Origin of the sequence: Nonomuraea sp. NBC_00507, from assembly GCF_036013525.1 — a bacterium.
In the GTDB taxonomy this organism is placed as follows: domain Bacteria; phylum Actinomycetota; class Actinomycetes; order Streptosporangiales; family Streptosporangiaceae; genus Nonomuraea.
On record NZ_CP107853.1, the window covers coordinates 290,817 to 307,009 of the forward strand.

The window sequence follows — 16,193 nt, forward strand, 5'->3', positions numbered from 1 at the left end:
GTCGGCGGTGATTTGCTGGGCGGACGTCCAGGTCACCTGCGAGACCGGGACGGCGTCGGCAAGGTTGGCTGCCGGGTGGCGCAGGCGCGCGCGCCGGGCTCCCAGACTCGGTCGTGCCCGGGCGCCCTCGGGTCCATCGCGATGAAGACGTCGCCCTTGGTGGGCTGGTCAGTCGGGTCGAGGGTCCCGCGGACATCGTCGCCAAGGGCGGTACGAGTCAAGGTCGCGACCAGCACCTCGATCATGAGCCCGAGGGCGTAGCCTTTGGGACCGCCGAAAGGGCTGATCGCCCCATCCACCGCCGCGGCCGCGTCTGTGGCGCGCACACCGGCGGAGTCGACGGCGTCCCCTGGTGCCAGCGGATCCGTGCCGACCATGGCCCGGGTCCCGCCCCACGGGTGGAGGCCGGTCAGGTCATGTGCGCACAGGGCGCGGTGATCCTCGGCGGGCACCCGGAGCAGCGGGCCGGTCACGGTAGGTCGATCGCCGCGTAGGTGACGTCGAGGTACTCAAGGATGCCCTCGTGCGACCCCTCCTTGCCGATCCCGGACTGCTTCACGCCTCCGAACGGAGCTGACGGGTCCGAGATCAGACCACGGTTGATGCCGAGCATCCCCGTCTCTAGCCCCTCGGCGAACCGGAGCGCCCGCTGGAGGTCACGGGTGAAGACGTATCCGGCCAGGCCGTGCTCGGTGTCGTTGGCCTTCGCCATCACCTCGTCGTCGGACGTGAACGAGATGATCGGGGCCACCGGGCCGAAGATTTCCGCCTCCAGCATCCGCGCGTCTTCGGGCACGTCGACGAGGACCGTAGGCGGGTAGAAGTGGCCCGGCCCATCCGGACGCTCGCCGCCCACCAAGACACGGGCTCCGCGATTGACCGCGTCGGCGACGAGCTCGTCGATCTTGGTGACCGAGGCCTCGTCGATCAACGCCCCGACGTCCACGCCGTCGTCGAGACCATGGCCCACCGAGAGCGCGCCCATCCGCTTGGCGAAGCGCGCCGTGAACTCCTCGCGCACCGGCTCCTCGACGTAGATTCGGTTGGCCGCGATGCAGGACTCCCCGATGTTGCGCATCTTGGCCACCATGGCACCGTCGAGCGCGACGTCCAGGTCCGCGTCGGCACACACGATCAAGGCCGCGTTGCCGCCCAGTTCCATGGAGGTGCGCAGCACGTTGTCCGCCGCCTGTCGTAGCAGCACGCGCCCGACCTCGGTCGACCCGGTGAACGAAAGCTTGCGGGTCCGACGGTCGGCCAGCAGTGCTGAGACCACCTCGCCGGCACGCTTGGTTGTCACGACGTTGACGACGCCCGGGGGAACGCCGACCTCCTCCATGATGCGGGCCAGGAACAGCATGGTGAGTGGCGTCTGGGCTGCTGGCTTGGTGATCGTCGTGCAGCCCGCCGCCAGCGCAGGAGCGATCTTGCGGGCACCCATGGCCAACGGAAAGTTCCAGGGCGTCACGAAGACGCACGGTCCGACCGGCCTCGGCACGGTGAGGATGCGATATCCACCAGCGGGAGCGGTGTTGTAGCGCCCCTCGACGCGCACCGCCTCCTCGGCGAACCAACGGAAGAACTCGGCGCCGTAGGCCACCTCTCCCCGAGCCTCGGCGAGCGGCTTGCCCATCTCGAGCGTTATCAGCCGGGCGACCTCCTCGGATCGCTCGGTCAGTGCCCGGTACGTCGCGGTCAACAACTCTGACCGTTTTCGCGGCGGGGTCGCCGCCCACTCCGCCATTGCGTTGCTCGCCACGTCCAGAGCGGCGAGCCCGTCAACGACGTCGGCGTCCGCCACCTCGGCGATGGTCTTGCCGGTGGCCGGGTCCTCGACGACAAAAGTGGCTCCGCTGGCGGCGTCGCGCCAGGCGTCGCCAATCCGGAGCCGCCGGTGCTCGGGGGCCAGGACGTTCATCGGACTCATTGCGTCGCCTCCTGTGATGTTCTTGGTGATGTCCAGCGTGACCTCAGCGATCGCGCCACGCGCGTTGACGAACGGGTCACCCGACCTCGTCGGGGTCGAGGTTGCCGAGCGGGTCAATGTGACCTTGGCCCTGGCTGCAGGGCGACGCCCCGCGCCACCGATCGCCTTCTCGGGCCATGGCTGCTTCAGCGTCGTCAGGCCGTGCTCACCAGTGACGGTCCGCCGAGGCTCGATTGCCACGTGCGGGCGCATATTGACGTCGCCGCCCCGCGCGATTACCTCCCGGCCTCGGACAGCGCCAGCCCGGTGCGCGCATCGAACAGGTGCGCACGGTCCAGGTCGACCGTGACAAGCAGCCGCTCGCCCGGCGTACCGGTAACGGTGGTTCGTGCCTTGACCTTGAGGATCTCCGTCCCCACTCGGACGTCGACCACCGTTCGGTCACCGAGCGGCTCAAGGCCGTAGAGCTCACCCGACAACGACGCGTCCCCACGCTGCTCGACGGACAGGTCCTCCGCGCGCAGGCCCAGCAGCAGCGGACGACCGTCCTCAGCCGTGGACCAGCGGGGCCGCGGCAGCGTCCAGCCTTCCGCCCCGACCAGACGATCTCCCTCGGCGTGGCAGGCGAGCAGGCTGATCGGCGGGCTCCCGACGAATCCCGCGACCCACTGGTTGGCTGGACGCTCGTACACCTCGGTCGGCGTTCCGACCTGTTGCACCTTCCCCTCCTTGAGTACCGCGACCTGGTCGGCCATGGACAGGGCCTCGACCTGGTCGTTGGTCACGTAGACGAAAGTTGCTCCGAGGCTCCGGTGGATGCGGGTGAGCTCGGTGCGCATCTCGACGCGGAGCTTGAGGTCGAGGTTCGTCAGCGGCTCGTCCATGAGAAACGCGCGTGGGCGACGGACCAGTGCCCGGGCCAGGGCGACACGCTGCATCTCACCGCCCGACAACTGCGCCGGACGACGCTGCAGCAGACGTTCGATGTGCAGCAGGCTCGACATCTGCTCGACGGCAGCGGCGATCTCGCTCGAAGAACAGCGGCGTGCCCGCAGCGGCGAAGCGATGTTCTCGTACGCCGTGTGTCGCGGGTAGAGGGCGTAGTTCTGGAAGACCATGGCCAGGTCGCGTGCGGCCGGGGCATCACCGGTCGCGTCCCTCCCGTCCAGATGCACCGACCCGGCGTCAAGCTTCTCAAGGCCGGCGATCGCTCGCAGGGTCGTCGTCTTGCCTGCCCCGGAGGGTCCGAGCACGACGAAGAACGATCCGTCCGGTACGTCCAGGGTCACCCCGTCCAGGGCCTGGACTTTACCGAAGGACTTGCACAGCCCGTGCACTGCCACCGTTCCCATCAGGCCACCAGCTCTTCCGTGCTCACGTCGTAGACCGCCGGAGTCCCGCCGGTGTGCCGCAGCCCGACCGGTGCGTCAGCGGCGAAACGGACAGTCGGTGGCATCCGAACCCGTACGTCGCGCTGGCCGCCGTGGTCAACCACGTAGATGATTTCGTCGCCCAGCCACTCCGCCGAGACCACGCGGGCCGGGACCGAACGTTCCGCCCCTGGTTCTGTGACTTCCAGCGCCTCCGGCCGGACGCCTGCGACCAGACGACGGTCGCGCGGCAGGCCTGGCGGTGGCGTGAGGGCCAGTCCGCCCCGACTGCGCAGCTTCCCGTCGGCCACCTCCACCTCAATCAGGTTCATCGGCGGGGAGCCGATGAACGCGGCGCAGAAAAGGCTCGCCGGACGGTCGTAGACTTCCAGCGGCGTGCCGATCTGCTCGACGCGGCCCTTGTTGAGGATGGCGATTCTGTGACCGAGCGACATCGCCTCGACTTGGTCGTGGGTGACGTAGACCATCGTCGTCCCCAGCTCCCCCTGCAGGTGCTTGATCTCCGTGCGCATGTCCGCCCTCAGCTCCGCGTCCAGATTGGTGAGAGGTTCGTCCATGAGGAATGCGCGCGGTCGTCGCACCAGGGCGCGAGCAAGCGCGACGCGCTGCTGCTCCCCGCCGGACAGCCGGCGCGGTCGCCGGTCCAGGAGCGGACCGAGCCGCATCAGCCGGGCGGCCTCGTCGACCCGCTCGCGCACCTCCGCCTTGGGCAGTCCCTCGGCCCGCAGTGGGAACGCCAGGTTGTCGCGGGTTCTCAGATGCGGGTAGAGAGCGTAGAACTGGAACACCATGGCGATGTCGCGCTCGGCGGGCGGCAGGTCGTTGACCAGCGTGTTGCCGATGCGGATGTCGCCCGTCGTCTGCCTCTCCAGGCCGGCCATGGCCCGCAGCGTGGTCGTCTTGCCGCAACCTGAAGGGCCGAGCATCACGAACAGCTCGCCGTCGCCGATGGACAGGTCCACGTGATCAACTGCGACCGTCCCGTCCGGGTAGCGCTTGTGCAGGGCGGTCACCTCGATGCCCGCCATCAGCGTCGCACCGCCCCGAGCGTCACACCGGCGACGAGGTGCTTGCGCACCAGGTAGGCGAAGACGAGCACCGGTAGGGCGAACACTACGGAGGCTGCGGCCACGAGACCCCAGTCCACAGTGGTTCCACCTATGAGGCCGGCGATGGCAGGTGGGGCCGTCCGCACGTTGTCGCTGGAGGTAAGGAAGATGGCGAACACGAACTCGTTCCACGAGAAGATGAGTGCGAAGACCGCCGTCGCGGCGATGCCGGGCAGGAGCAGGGGAAGGGTGAATCGCCAGAACGCCTGCAAGCGGGTGTAGCCGTCGAGCATGGCGGCATCCTCGTACTCTGCGGGCACCTCGTCGACGAACCCCTTCATCATCCAGATCGTGAACGGGACGTTGAACGCGGCGTAGATGAGGATCAGGCCGAGCTTGGTGTCGATGAGTCCGACTTGGCGGTACATGAGGAAGATCGGGATCACGACCACCACGGGCGGCATGAAGCGGGTGGACAGGATGAAGAACAGTTGGTCCTTCTTTGCCTTCACGGCGAAGCGTGAGTAGGCCCAGGCCGCCGGGACCCCCAGCACGGTGGCCAGCGCCGTGGAGACCCCGGCGACCACGACGGAGTTGAGGAACGAGACGGACAAGGTCGAACGACCGCCGCCGGAGGCGACGAACACGTCCTTGAAATGGTCCATAGTGACCTTGAAGTCGAAGAACTTGGCCGGGATGGCGTAGACGTCCCGGTTCTCCTTGATGGACGTCTCGATCATCCACAGCACCGGAAAGAGCATCACGACGGCCAGCACGGTCAGCAGCGCGACCTCCAGCACGGAGCGGCCCCTGCCGCCGAAGCGGCGCGCGGGGGGCGTGTGATCCCGGGCAGGACCTGTGGACACGGCCTCGTCGACGGAGAGGGCCATCAGTCCTCCTTGAGCTTGTTCAAGTAGCGCAGGTAGAGCTGCGTCAGGACGATGACGACGAGGACCATGAGGATCCCGTACGCCGAGGCGGTTCCGGTGTTGAAGCCCAGGAACGCGACCTTGTAGACGTGGAACGACAACGTCTCGGTGGAGACCCCCGGACCTCCGCTGGTGAGGATGTAGACGAGGTCGAACAGCCGGAAGGCCTCGATGGCCCTGAACAACACGGCGATGAGGAGCAGCGGCCACACCAGCGGAAGAGTGATGGTGCGGAACTTGAACCACTCGGACGCCCGATCGATCGAGGCGGCCTCGTACAAGTACTTGGGAACCGCGGTAAGGCCCGCGAGTGCGATGAGCATGATGAACGGCGTCCATTGCCAGGTGTCGACCAGGATCAGGGAAATCAGTGCCGTTCGCTGCCGGGTGAGCCACTCCACCTGCCCCAGGCCGAGCGAGCCGAGCACGCTGTTGATCACGCCGAATTGCGCGTCGAGCATGAATCGCCAGAACAGCCCGACCACGACCGGCGACAACATCATCGGAACCAGGAACAGGGTGGTCAGCAGTCCTCGCCCGTGCGTGCGCCGTGAGATCAGGTAGGCGATGGCGAAACCGAGCACGGTCTGCAGGGTGACCGCGCCGACCACGTAGATCAACGTCGTCAAGGCCCTCAGGTGGACCTGCGGCGAGGTCAGGATGGCGGTGTAGTTCTCGAACCAGACGAACTCGGCGGGCCCCCCGCGAGTGGCCGAGTAGTCGGTGAAAGACAGGTACAACGCCCACAGCAACGGGAACACCGACATTGCGAGCAACAGCAGCAACGCGGGGGAGATGAAGGCCACGGCGAGCCGGCGGTCGCCCAAGCGGCGGGACCGGCCCGGTGCGGGCGGCGTCGCGGACGCCACCTGCCCCGGGTGGTCGGTCGTCAGAGGGGCGGAGTAACTCACAGTCCGCCGCCGCCCTTGCGGCTGCTGGCGTTGAGCACGCCCTGCTGCTCCTTGGCGATGTCGTCGAGCGCATCCTTCGGCGTCTTCGCGCCGTTGAGAGCCGCGTTCACGTTGGTGTTCTCAATGTCGACGAGGCGCGCGTACTCGGGCACGTTCCACATGTCCCGCATCCGCGGAACCGAGTCGGTGTACACCTGGTTGAACGGCTGGGCATTGAGGAACTCGGGCGACTCCAGGGCGTCCGTACGCGATGGCACGCCACCAGCCGCGGCCCACTTCTTCTGGATGTCAGCCTGCTCGAACCACTTCATGAAGTTCAGGGCCTCCGCCTGGTTCGCTTCGGGCGAGTAGGCCGACACGTGCATCCCCATGCCGCCGAGAGGCACCAGGTTCGTCTTCTGGCTCGGCAGGGTGGCAAAACCCAGCTTGTCGAGAATCTGCTCCCGCGTGGTGCCGAGCGTCGACTGCTTCGGGTCGAGCAGGCCGCCGCTCGCGGCGATCCAGTTGAACGCGATGCAGGCCTTGCCCTGGGCGACCGCAGCGTTCACCTCGTCGATGAACCAGTTGCCGGAGCCCTTGGCGGTCAGCGGCTTCATCTTGTTGACCAGGACGTCCATCGCCTCCTGGCCCGCGGTGTCGTTGAGGACGCCGTCGATCTTGCGCGTCTTGGGGTCCCAGAGGTTGCCGCCGTAGACGCCGTTGACCGTGTTGTAGGTTACGGCCGCGGCGTCGGAGCCGTTGGCCTGGTGGAAAGCCAGCCCGCTGACGCCAGGGTGGTCCGCCTGGCACTTCTCGGCGACTGAGATCATCTCGTCCCAGGTCTGCGGTGGCTTGTCGCCGATCAGGTCCTTGCGGTAGATCATCGTCCAGGTGTCGCCGAGCAGCGGCAGTCCGTACAGGCTGGCGTTTTCGTCGCGCTTCCCGGTCTCCGCCTGGGGGAACTGGCCGTAGGCCGCCAGGAGGTACGGGTTGTAGGCCTTGACGTCGATGTTCTTCTTGACGAAGTCGGTGATGTCGAGGATGTTGCCGTTCGTCACGGCCTCGCCGATGTGTTGCGAGTCCAGGATCGGGATGTCGAAGTCGGTCTTGTGCGCGGCGAACTGGGTGAACATCGCGTCGTGCCAGTTCGCGTTCGGCACGGTCTTGACCTTGATGGTCACGTTCGACCGCTCCTTGGTGTACTCCGCGTTCGCGAAGGCTTCCAGCGCGTGGGCGGGGGGCCAGTCGAACCAGATGAAGCTGAGGGTCAGCGGATCCTTGGTGAGCTCCGGGATGGTCGCCGGTGCCTTGGGGGCGCTGTCGTCCTGGCCGCCGCAAGCCGCCACGGTCGTGGCCACTAACATGGCCGCCGTCGCCAGCTGCACCTTTCGACCGGGAACGGACATTCGCTTTGGATACCGCATCTTCTTGCCTGCTTTCTGGGTGGGGACTTCTGGAGCCTTGCTGCGTGCTTCGCCGAGCAGTTGCTGGGTTGTTCAGGCGTGTTGCCGGCAGTCGCAGGGGCTGACCCGCAGACCGGCGTCACGAGTACGCCGCGACGTAATGGGGCTTCAAGCAGTCGAGAAGTCCTTCGGTCCTGGTGCGGCCCGTTGGCGAACCGAGTAGGACGTCGAGCATGCTCATGGGAGCTCCAACTGATCGAAGCGGAGCGATGGCGGGCGGTTCCCCGATGGGTGAAGGATGGCTGGCATCCGTCACCTTTCCTATACGATCCGAGTGGGAGCGTCAACATCCCGCAGTGTTGCGACCGATGTCAACAGGTTCCCGAAGACGCAAGAAAGGACCTCACGTCACGATGGACGACGAAGCGATGATCGCGCGGCGCCGTGGGGCCATGACGGGCGGAATGCCGCCGGGAAGATCTCGCGGCCGGCTTGCCGACGAGGTGTACGACACGCTGCTCGGACAGATGATGTCGCTACGGATCGAGCCTGGCTCCCGCGTCACGATCGACGTCCTGGCGCGAGAGCTGGGGGTCTCACAGACGCCGATCCGAGACGCTCTGAACCGCATGGAGGCCGAGGGCCTGGTCGTGCGTGTGCCCCATGCTGGCTATCGCATTCCCCCCCAAATCACCCGTCACCGATTCGAGGACATGCTTGAGGTCCGCCTGCTCCTCGAGCCGGCAGCGGCGCGCAAATCCGCCGAACGCGCATCTTTGAAGCAGGTGGCCGGTCTGCGACGAATGCTGGAGGAGATGGCGGAGCTGGAGGGGGGCGACGGGCCCATGGCCTATGGCGCCTTCGGGCTACGCGACGCCGCTTTTCACGATCTCGTCGCCCTGAGCGCGGAGAACCAGGTCATCCGCGAAGCGCTCGCTCGCCTGCACACGCACGTGCACCTGTTCCGGCTTCTCCACGACACCCAGGTCACTCACTTGGCCATGGCCGAGCACGAAGAAGTTCTGGCCGCGATCGCCGCGCGTGACCCCGACGCCGCCGCCTACGCCATGCGTCGGCACATCCTGCTGTCCGGCGAGCGGTTCCGACGATTGTTCGACCAGGCCAAGGGCGCGGACGGAATGGCGGTAGAGGCTTGACGGGCGGGCTGGGCCGAGGAATGCTAACTCAATCCGATCGGATCGGATTGGATCCACCTCACCCGCCCTAGATGCGAGGAGAAGCAGGTGCCCAGAGCGCTGCTCCTGACCGGCGACGCCGCCGAGGAGCTCGACACCATGTATCCCTACTATCGCGTGCAGGAGGGCGGCTGGGACGTTGACGTCTCGTCACGGACGATGCGTGACGTTCAGCTGGTCATCCACGAGTTCGACCCCAACTCCGACGCCTACGTGGAGAAGAACGGCCGAAAGTTGCCGGTCGATGTGCCCTGGGCCGAGGTCGACGTCGAGCGCTATGACGCCCTCATCATCCCTGGGGGACGTGCCCCCGAGTGGATCCGGGTCGACGCCGACGTCAGGCGCATCACCGAGCACTTCTTCGCGCGCAACCTCCCGATCGCGCTGGTGTGCCACGGCGCGCAGGTGCCAGCTGTTTACGGGCTACTGAAGGGGCGAAAGACGGCGTGCTTCCCCCCCATCACCGGTGACATGGAGAACGCGGGCGCGACGGTCATCGACGCTCCCGACGTCGTGGACGGCAACCTCGTCTCCTGCCGGGGGTGGCCCGACATGCCGCAATTCGGCAGGGCGATGATGGAGGTCTTCTCGAAGTCCATCAACTCCGCATCGGCATGAGAACACCTGGCCTGTCCCGGTGACGGCACTTCGGACCGTCACAGTCGACGGCTCCCCCGTCCACGTCCTGGAGAGTGGCACCGGGCCCGCGGTGCTGATGCTGCACGGCTCCGGACCCGGTACGACCGGATCCGGCGCCTGGGCAACGACGGCACAGGCGCTGGGCACGTCCTGGCACCTGGTGGCTCCTGACCAGGCAGGGTTCGGCCGTACACCGATCCCGGCCGGCTCCAGGGGTGGGCTCCGGCTGTGGACGGAGCAGGCCGCGGGCCTGATGGATGCTCTCGGTGTCGAGCACTACGCCGTGGTGGGCCACTCCATGGGCGGTGCCGTGGCGCTGGCGTTGGCGGCCGCGCGTCCCCAGCAGGTCACCCGTGTCGTGGCGGTCTCGACGATGGGCGCCCCCGGGGCGCCGCTGTCCGCCGAGCTCGACGCGGTCTGGGCCGCCCCCGCCGACCCGCTCGGGGCACGAGACATGTTGAGTCGCCTCGTCCTCGACCAAGCGCTCGTGACCGAGTCGGCCGTCGCTGCCCGTGCAGCCGCGATGCGAGCGGGGGCGGCCGCATTCGCGTCGTTGTTCCCTCCACCTAGGGCACGTTGGGCCGACGACCTCACCCTCTCGGCGCAAACGCTGGCAGGGGTCCGCGCGCCCGTGCTGCTCGTCCACGGCGCCGAGGACCGAATCACCCCGCTCGGGACGGCAGCCCTGCCCCTGCTCGAACACCTGGCCGATGTCCGTCTGTACGTGCTCGGCCGATGCGGGCACGTGCCGGCGCTCGAACACCCGCACGACTTCAGGCGACTCCTGTCGTGCTTCCTCGGCCGGGAACGAGGTCCCTAATTGCTGCGGCAGGTCCGCAGCCCGTGCTCAAGCAGATCAGCATGAAGCAGGCGTGATCCGACTCGCCTTCACCGCGATGCGACTGGGCGAGGCGCTCGGGCTGCAGCGCAGTTATGTGAAGCTCGGCATGGTCCGCATCGATTGGCAACTGCAGAACGTCGGCAAGCTGTGGTTCATGCTGCCGCCCAAGGACGACTCGAACCGGGACTGCGATATCCCTCCGTTCCTGCAGGATCTCCTGGGCCGGCAGATCAAGGCGCACCCTGACCAGCGCTGCCCCTGCAAGCCGATGCGGATCAAGGACCAGCAGGAGCAGCCATGCCAGGGCGGCGGGTTCGTGTTCCTCGGGCCGAAGGGCGCACACATCCGGGACTCCAACTATGCGCAGCAGTTCTTCAACCCCGCGGCGGACGGCCGGTACACGGGCCCGAAAGGCGAACGTTCCCCTAAGGCCAAACCGGTGCTGGTCGACGTCAGCGGGGTATGGCCGGGTGAACCGGTGCCGGCGTGGCCGCGTGCCGTGCCGGGCGAGCCGTTCGAGCGGCCGGCCTGGCGGGGCTACCAGCGGCGTCCCATCGTGCTAGGGGTGAACGCGGCCTCGTCGAAGGAGAAGCTAGTGGCGTTCGCGGTGGAGCGAGGGCTGAGCCGGGCGGTGGCGGAGGACATGACGCGCAAGGAGATCCTTGATCAGTTCGTGCGACCGCACCGCCAGACCGACTATGGGCCGCTGGCGTCATGACTACCTGTCAAGGAGTGGCTGACACCGCACGGGATGCGGCACGGACACTCGACGTTGCTGGACGGGCTGGGGACACCCGTTCGTCTGAGGGACGACCGGATCGGGCACGCGTCCCCGGGGATGAAGCGGGGCGACATGCGCCGCCGGTACACACACATCGCGAAGGAGTGGCGAACTCAGCTTCGGAGAGACCTTCAGGAGGTGTGGGAGCAGGCGCTCGCCGAGCGGGCCTGGTTCGATCTTCACTCGCCGGTCGCGATGCTCGACGATCTTTTGAAGCCGTTCCGCGAGGCGAAGCGGGACCCGATCCCGCCGTTCTCCGCCGACGCCGACGTGCTCGAGTTGGTGTCGGCGGAGGCCTGAAAATCCAAGATCGATCGCACTCTCATCGCACTCGATCAAGAAAGCCCGGCCCGAGTTGATCTCGGACCGGGCGTTTTCCCTGTTCAAACCTAGAGCCGACGAGGGGAATCGAACCCCTGACCTTCTGTTTACAAGACAGATGCTCTGCCGATTGAGCTACGTCGGCGCGGCCTATCAGTGTAGACGCTAGAGACGCCTGTGACGAGCGACTTCGTACAGTGCCACGCCCGCCGCGACACCCGCGTTGAGTGACTCCGCCGCTGCGCGCATCGGGATGCGGGCCAGGACGTCACACTGCTCGCGGACCAGCCGGGACAGGCCCTTGCCCTCCGAGCCCACGATGATCACCGCCGGCTCGGTCAGTAGCTGGACGTCGCCGATGTCGGTTTCGCCGGCGCCGTCGAGGCCGATGACGAACAGGCCCGCGTCGCGATATTCCCGCAGGGCCGCCGTCAGGTTGGCGGCGCGGGCGACGCGGAGGTTGGCCAGGGTGCCGGCGGAGGTCTTCCATGCGCCTCCCGTTACGCCGGCTGAGCGGCGCGAGGGGATGAGGAGGCCGTGGGCGCCGAAGGCGGTGGCGGAGCGGGCGATGGCGCCCAGGTTGCGGGGGTCGGTGACGGAGTCCAGGGCGACGATCAAGGGGGTCTCGGCTGCGTCTTGCGCGAGCTCCACCAACTCCGACGGGTGCGCGTAGTCGTAGGCCGGAATTTGAAGGGCGATTCCCTGGTGTACGCCACCCTCCGTCAGGCGGTCGAGCTTTTCGCGGGTGGTCTCGAGCAGGGCGATGCCGCGTTCTGTCGCGATCTTGATGGAGTCGCGTACGCGGTCGTCGCCCTCGATGCGCTGGGCGACGTAGAGGGCGTTGGAGGGCACCCCCGCCTGCAGGGCCTCGAGCACGGGGTTGCGGCCGCCGATGTATTCAGGAGCGTCTTCCGAGCGGCGCTGCCTCGTCGGAGCCGCGCGGCGTGCGCCGCCCTGCTCCTCGCGGGCGATGCGCTCGGCGCGGGCCTTGTCCTTGTACCAATGGCGCATTTCGGCAGGCGGGGTCGCACCCTTGCCCTGGAGCCCACGGCGCCCCTGCCCTCCGGTGCCTTTGGACGGGCCCTTTTTCTTTGCGGGCCTGCCCGAAGCCCTACCCCCTGCTGCCATGCAATCAAGGGTACTCGGGCCACCGGGCACCTCATCCCACGCGAGCCGGTCCATATCCCACGCGAGCCGGTCCATATCCCACGCGAGCCGGTCCATACCCCACGCCGACCGGTCCGTGCACCGTCCCGATCAGCCGGGACTCCGCCACCCGGAACACCGCCACCTGGAACACCGCCATCCGGAACTCGGCCGCGGCGAGGTGAATCCTTCCAGGGCTGGAGTTCCTCTCATACTCGTCCCGGCAATCCCGCCGGCGACAACGGACATGGAGGTTGGTTGTCGTGGTCGTAGGTATCGCCGTCGCCGTCGCTGCCGTGCTCATCGGCACGTGTAGTGTCGTCGTGCTCCGCCGGAGGAGGCGTGATCGTGGCTGAGACGACGTGGTCGGACGAGCGGCTGGTCGCCGCCGCGCGCAGAGGAGACGTCGAGTCGATCGAAGCGCTGGTGGCGGGCGCGCACCCGCACGTGCAGCGGTTCGCGCGATCGTTGTGCGCCACGCCCGAGGACGCCGAGGACGCCGCGCAGGAGGCGCTGATCGTCCTGTATCGCAAGATCGGAACCTTGCGGGCTTCTGGAGCGCTTGTTTCGTGGATGTTCAGGATCATTCGCAATGAATGCATTCGGCGGGCCCGGCTCATGATGCGCCCCCCTAAGCCGCCGTTCACCGAAGCCACCGCAGTGCCGTCGGCTGAGGACGAGGTGTTCGAGCGGCTGGAGGCCGCGCGGGTGGCGGCGGCGATCGCTGCGCTGCCCGCCGACCAGCGGCAGGTGCTGATCATGCGGGATGTGCAAGGGCTCAGCGGGCGGATGGTCGCCGAGCGGCTGGGGCTCAGCATCGCGGCGATGAAGTCGCGGTTGCATCGTGCCCGTGCGGCGGTGCAGCGCACGTTGTCCGATCCGGCTCCGGGGGATCTCGATGCCGCCTTCTGATCTCGCTGTCGACGGGTCCGGCGGCTCCTGGAGGTCTCGATGACTGACGGCCGGAGCTTCGCGAGTTCGTCGCTGCCCCGGCATCTGGTGCGCGGTGCGGTCGGCTTCGGGGCGTTGATCGGCTCGGTGGCGCTCATCCCAGTGGTCGGGCCGGTCGGCCTGCTGCTCGCCCCCTTGGGGGTGCTCGCCTTTCGTGGGTGCCCGACCTGCTGGGCGATCGGGCTGGCACAGACGATCTCACGGGGGCGAATACAGCGGTCGTGCTCGGACGGCGGATGCGAGGTGAAAGTGGCCGAACGTCGCCGGCGGAGGGTCTGAAGGTCATCTGGCACGTCGGCCGAGCACCCCTGGCACGCGGCACGCGGCACCGGTGGGGACGAATTGACCTCAAGTCTGCTTGGGGTCCTAGCGTGGAGTCATCCCGGTCCCGCCCACCATCGGAAGGGATGACGATGCGGATCACCACCAGCCTGCCTGAGACCGATTCCGGCCTCCCCGCCATCGCGATGGCTCGCCACCTGGAAACCCTCGGGTACGACGCCGTCGGGATGCCGGATCTGCTCATCGGCGACGGCACGCCAGGATTCGACCCCGCCCTCGTCCTGGCTGCCGTCGCGGCCGCGACCAGCCGGATCAAGCTGGAATTCGGGGTGCTCACCCTGCCGCTCCGCCCCACGGCCTGGGTCGCGGCGCAGATCCAGACACTCCAGCATCTGTCCGGTGGCCGTGTCGTGCTCGGCGTCGGCATCGGCGGCTTCCCCGGCTCGCCGTTCTGGCGCGCGGCCGGCGGGGCGCCACGAGGAGAGCGCGGCCGCCGTACCGATGCCGCGCTGGAGCTCCTGCCGCGCCTCATTCGGGGCGAACCGGCCGAGGTGCTGGCAGGCGAGAAGGTCGTCCTGGCCCCGGCCGCCCCGGTCCCACCCATCCTGGTCGGCGGGAACTCCGAGGCCGCGATGCGCCGCGCCGTGCTGTACGGGGACGGCTGGGCGCCCTCACTCATCGACCCGCGGACCTTGGCGGGGAAGGCGGCGCGGTTGCGGGAAATCGCCGAGGAGCTCGAGCGGCCGGTCCCCTCGATCTCCGTGGGCGGTCACGCCTTCCTCGCGAACGACTCCGCGGCCGCCGTGGAGTCCTTCGTCCGCTCCCTGGTCGACGTGCACCGGATGTCGCCCGATGAGGCGGCGAGCGTCCCGGTGACCGGCGCTCCCGCGCAGGTGGCCGAGCGCCTGGCCGCGTACGCCGACGCTGGAGCCGACGCGGTCGGGCTCGGCCTCGACGGTGGCGATTGGCCCCGGCAGGCCGAACTGCTCGCCGAGGCCAGAGCCCTGGCAGCGCAGGGTGAGAGCGCGGGTTAGCGGGACAGCTCCCAGCGGGCCCCGTGCGGTGTGTCCTCCACCGTGATGCCCGCCGCCGCCAACTGGTCCCTGATCGCGTCCGCCGCCTCGTAGTCCTTGCGCGCGCGGGCCGCCTTCCGCTGCTCCAGCGCCACCGCCACCAGCGCGTCCACCACCGGCGCCAGGTCCGACCCGGCTCCACGCCACTGCGGCGAGCGCGGGTCGAGGCCGAGGACGTCCAGCATGTTCTGTGTCTCGGCCAGCAGCCGGGCCACGGCCTCCTTGTCGCCCCGCGACAGCGCCACGTTGCCCTCGCGCACCACCTCGTGCACGACCGCGAGCGCCTGGGGCGTGCCCAGGTCGTCGTTGAGCGCGTCCACGAACGCCTGCGGCAACGGCGCGTGCGCGTCCACGTCGTGGATCACCTCGGCGGCACGGGTCACGAAACCCTCGATGCGCTGGTATGCGGCCGCGGCCTCCAGCAGCGCCTCCTCCGAGTAATCGATCGAGGAGCGATAATGCGGCGCCGCCAGGTAGTAGCGAAGCTCCACGGGGCGCACTTTCTGCACCATCTCGGGAATCAGCAGCGAATTGCCGAGCGACTTGCTCATCTTCTCGGCGCCGATCTTGAGCATGCCGTTGTGCATCCAGTAGCGCGCGAACCCGTCGCCGGCCGCTTGGGACTGGGCGATCTCGTTTTCGTGGTGCGGGAAGATCAGGTCGATCCCGCCCCCGTGGATGTCGAATGTCGGCCCGAGGTATTTCGTCGCCATGGCCGAGCACTCCAGGTGCCAGCCAGGGCGCCCGGGACCCCAGGGGGTCGGCCAGGTCGGCTCGCCCGGCTTCTCGCCCTTCCACAGGGCGAAGTCGCGCGGGTCGCGCTTGCACGACTCGTCGTCGGTGTCGGCCGCGGCCCGCATGTTGTCCAGTTTCTGGTTGGAGAGCGAGCCGTAGCGGTCGGCGTAGGACTGCACGCCGAAGTAGACGTCACCGCCTGAGGCGTAGGCGTGGCCGCGGTCGATGAGCCGCTGCATCAGCGTGATCATCTCGGGCACGTGTCCCGTGGCGCGCGGCTCGACGGTCGGCGGCAGGCAGCCCAGCGTGTCGTACGCCCACGTGAAGGCCCGCTGGTTGCGCTCGGCCACCACGAACCAGGGCACGCTCTCCTGGGCCGCCACTCTGATGATCTTGTCGTCGATGTCCGTGACGTTCCGGCAGAACGTCACGTCATAGCCGGAACGCGTCATCCAGCGCCGGAGCACGTCGAAATTCACACCTGAGCGGATGTGCCCGATGTGCGGAGGAGCCTGCACGGTCGCACCACACAGGTAAATCGACGCCCGGCCGGCTTCGACCGGAACGAATTCACGGATGGCGCGCGTGCTGGTGTCGTAGATGTGCAGGCTCACGAAGGAAAGGCTAACGCCTCCTCGG

General features: G+C 68.0%; 17 protein-coding genes and 1 tRNA gene. 8 read left to right on the forward strand and 10 right to left on the reverse strand.

Annotated elements, in window-relative coordinates:
- Nucleotides 1-32: 32 nt before the first annotated feature.
- The 7 genes from OHA25_RS01455 to OHA25_RS01485 all read right to left on the reverse strand — a co-directional run bounded on the left by OHA25_RS01455 (nucleotide 33) and on the right by OHA25_RS01485 (nucleotide 7,592).
- A complete protein-coding gene (locus OHA25_RS01455) occupies nucleotides 33-473 on the reverse strand; it encodes an Ldh family oxidoreductase (protein WP_327585831.1) in 441 nt (146 codons plus the stop codon).
- Entirely contained in the window at nucleotides 470-1,927 is a 1,458-nt protein-coding gene (locus tag OHA25_RS01460) for an NAD-dependent succinate-semialdehyde dehydrogenase (RefSeq protein WP_327591227.1), read from the reverse strand. The genes OHA25_RS01455 and OHA25_RS01460 overlap by 4 nt, the downstream gene beginning before the upstream one ends.
- Nucleotides 1,928-2,202: 275 nt before the next feature.
- Nucleotides 2,203-3,279, reverse strand: coding sequence for an ABC transporter ATP-binding protein (locus OHA25_RS01465; RefSeq protein ID WP_327585832.1), 1,077 nt, complete (start codon nucleotides 3,277-3,279; stop codon nucleotides 2,203-2,205).
- The gene (locus OHA25_RS01470) at nucleotides 3,279-4,346 is read right to left on the reverse strand and encodes an ABC transporter ATP-binding protein (protein WP_327585833.1); all 1,068 of its coding nucleotides are present in this window, start codon (nucleotides 4,344-4,346) and stop codon (nucleotides 3,279-3,281) included. The genes OHA25_RS01465 and OHA25_RS01470 overlap by 1 nt, the downstream gene beginning before the upstream one ends.
- Complete coding sequence (locus tag OHA25_RS01475; protein ID WP_327585834.1) at nucleotides 4,346-5,257, reverse strand: carbohydrate ABC transporter permease; 912 nt, start codon at nucleotides 5,255-5,257, stop codon at nucleotides 4,346-4,348. The genes OHA25_RS01470 and OHA25_RS01475 overlap by 1 nt, the downstream gene beginning before the upstream one ends.
- Entirely contained in the window at nucleotides 5,257-6,207 is a 951-nt protein-coding gene (locus tag OHA25_RS01480; RefSeq protein WP_327585835.1) for a carbohydrate ABC transporter permease, read from the reverse strand. The genes OHA25_RS01475 and OHA25_RS01480 overlap by 1 nt, the downstream gene beginning before the upstream one ends.
- Nucleotides 6,204-7,592: an extracellular solute-binding protein gene (locus OHA25_RS01485; RefSeq protein ID WP_327585836.1), complete on the reverse strand. Its 1,389-nt coding sequence runs from the start codon at nucleotides 7,590-7,592 to the stop codon at nucleotides 6,204-6,206. The genes OHA25_RS01480 and OHA25_RS01485 overlap by 4 nt, the downstream gene beginning before the upstream one ends.
- A gap of 410 nt (nucleotides 7,593-8,002) precedes the next feature.
- Here OHA25_RS01485 and OHA25_RS01490 point away from each other — a divergent pair, with 410 nt between their 5' ends.
- The 5 genes from OHA25_RS01490 (at nucleotide 8,003) to OHA25_RS01510 (ending at nucleotide 11,346) form a co-directional block, all read left to right on the forward strand.
- Entirely contained in the window at nucleotides 8,003-8,746 is a 744-nt protein-coding gene (locus tag OHA25_RS01490) for a GntR family transcriptional regulator (RefSeq protein ID WP_327585837.1), read from the forward strand.
- Nucleotides 8,747-8,833: 87 nt separating this feature from the next.
- Entirely contained in the window at nucleotides 8,834-9,403 is a 570-nt protein-coding gene (locus tag OHA25_RS01495) for a DJ-1/PfpI family protein (protein WP_138666282.1), read from the forward strand.
- A 19-nt stretch (nucleotides 9,404-9,422) separates the two neighbouring features.
- A complete protein-coding gene (locus OHA25_RS01500; RefSeq protein WP_327585838.1) occupies nucleotides 9,423-10,244 on the forward strand; it encodes an alpha/beta fold hydrolase in 822 nt (273 codons plus the stop codon).
- 52 nt (nucleotides 10,245-10,296) lie between these two features.
- Nucleotides 10,297-10,983 carry a hypothetical protein gene (locus OHA25_RS01505; RefSeq protein WP_327585839.1) on the forward strand — a complete coding sequence of 229 codons (687 nt, stop codon included), beginning with the start codon at nucleotides 10,297-10,299 and terminating at the stop codon, nucleotides 10,981-10,983.
- A gap of 33 nt (nucleotides 10,984-11,016) precedes the next feature.
- Entirely contained in the window at nucleotides 11,017-11,346 is a 330-nt protein-coding gene (locus OHA25_RS01510) for a hypothetical protein (protein ID WP_327585840.1), read from the forward strand.
- Nucleotides 11,347-11,439: 93 nt separating this feature from the next.
- Here OHA25_RS01510 and OHA25_RS01515 read toward each other — a convergent pair.
- Together OHA25_RS01515 and rlmB are read right to left on the reverse strand one after the other, a co-directional pair.
- A tRNA-Thr gene (locus OHA25_RS01515) sits at nucleotides 11,440-11,512 on the reverse strand.
- Nucleotides 11,513-11,532: 20 nt separating this feature from the next.
- Entirely contained in the window at nucleotides 11,533-12,495 is a 963-nt protein-coding gene (gene rlmB, locus OHA25_RS01520; protein WP_327585841.1) for a 23S rRNA (guanosine(2251)-2'-O)-methyltransferase RlmB, read from the reverse strand.
- Nucleotides 12,496-12,861: 366 nt separating this feature from the next.
- On the opposite strand from rlmB, the gene OHA25_RS01525 reads away from it, so the two are divergent.
- The 3 genes from OHA25_RS01525 to OHA25_RS01535 all read left to right on the forward strand — a co-directional run bounded on the left by OHA25_RS01525 (nucleotide 12,862) and on the right by OHA25_RS01535 (nucleotide 14,780).
- Nucleotides 12,862-13,425: an RNA polymerase sigma factor gene (locus OHA25_RS01525; RefSeq protein WP_327585842.1), complete on the forward strand. Its 564-nt coding sequence runs from the start codon at nucleotides 12,862-12,864 to the stop codon at nucleotides 13,423-13,425.
- Between the two features lie 39 nt (nucleotides 13,426-13,464).
- Nucleotides 13,465-13,743: a hypothetical protein gene (locus tag OHA25_RS01530; protein ID WP_327585843.1), complete on the forward strand. Its 279-nt coding sequence runs from the start codon at nucleotides 13,465-13,467 to the stop codon at nucleotides 13,741-13,743.
- A gap of 128 nt (nucleotides 13,744-13,871) precedes the next feature.
- The gene (locus tag OHA25_RS01535) at nucleotides 13,872-14,780 is read left to right on the forward strand and encodes an LLM class flavin-dependent oxidoreductase (RefSeq protein ID WP_327585844.1); all 909 of its coding nucleotides are present in this window, start codon (nucleotides 13,872-13,874) and stop codon (nucleotides 14,778-14,780) included.
- Here the strand turns inward: OHA25_RS01535 and cysS are convergent.
- Nucleotides 14,777-16,168 (reverse strand): cysteine--tRNA ligase, encoded by a 1,392-nt coding sequence (cysS, locus tag OHA25_RS01540; protein WP_327585845.1) that lies wholly within the window; start codon nucleotides 16,166-16,168, stop codon nucleotides 14,777-14,779. The two genes, OHA25_RS01535 and cysS, sit on opposite strands and share 4 nt — an antisense overlap.
- Between the last annotated feature and the right edge of the window lie 25 nt (nucleotides 16,169-16,193).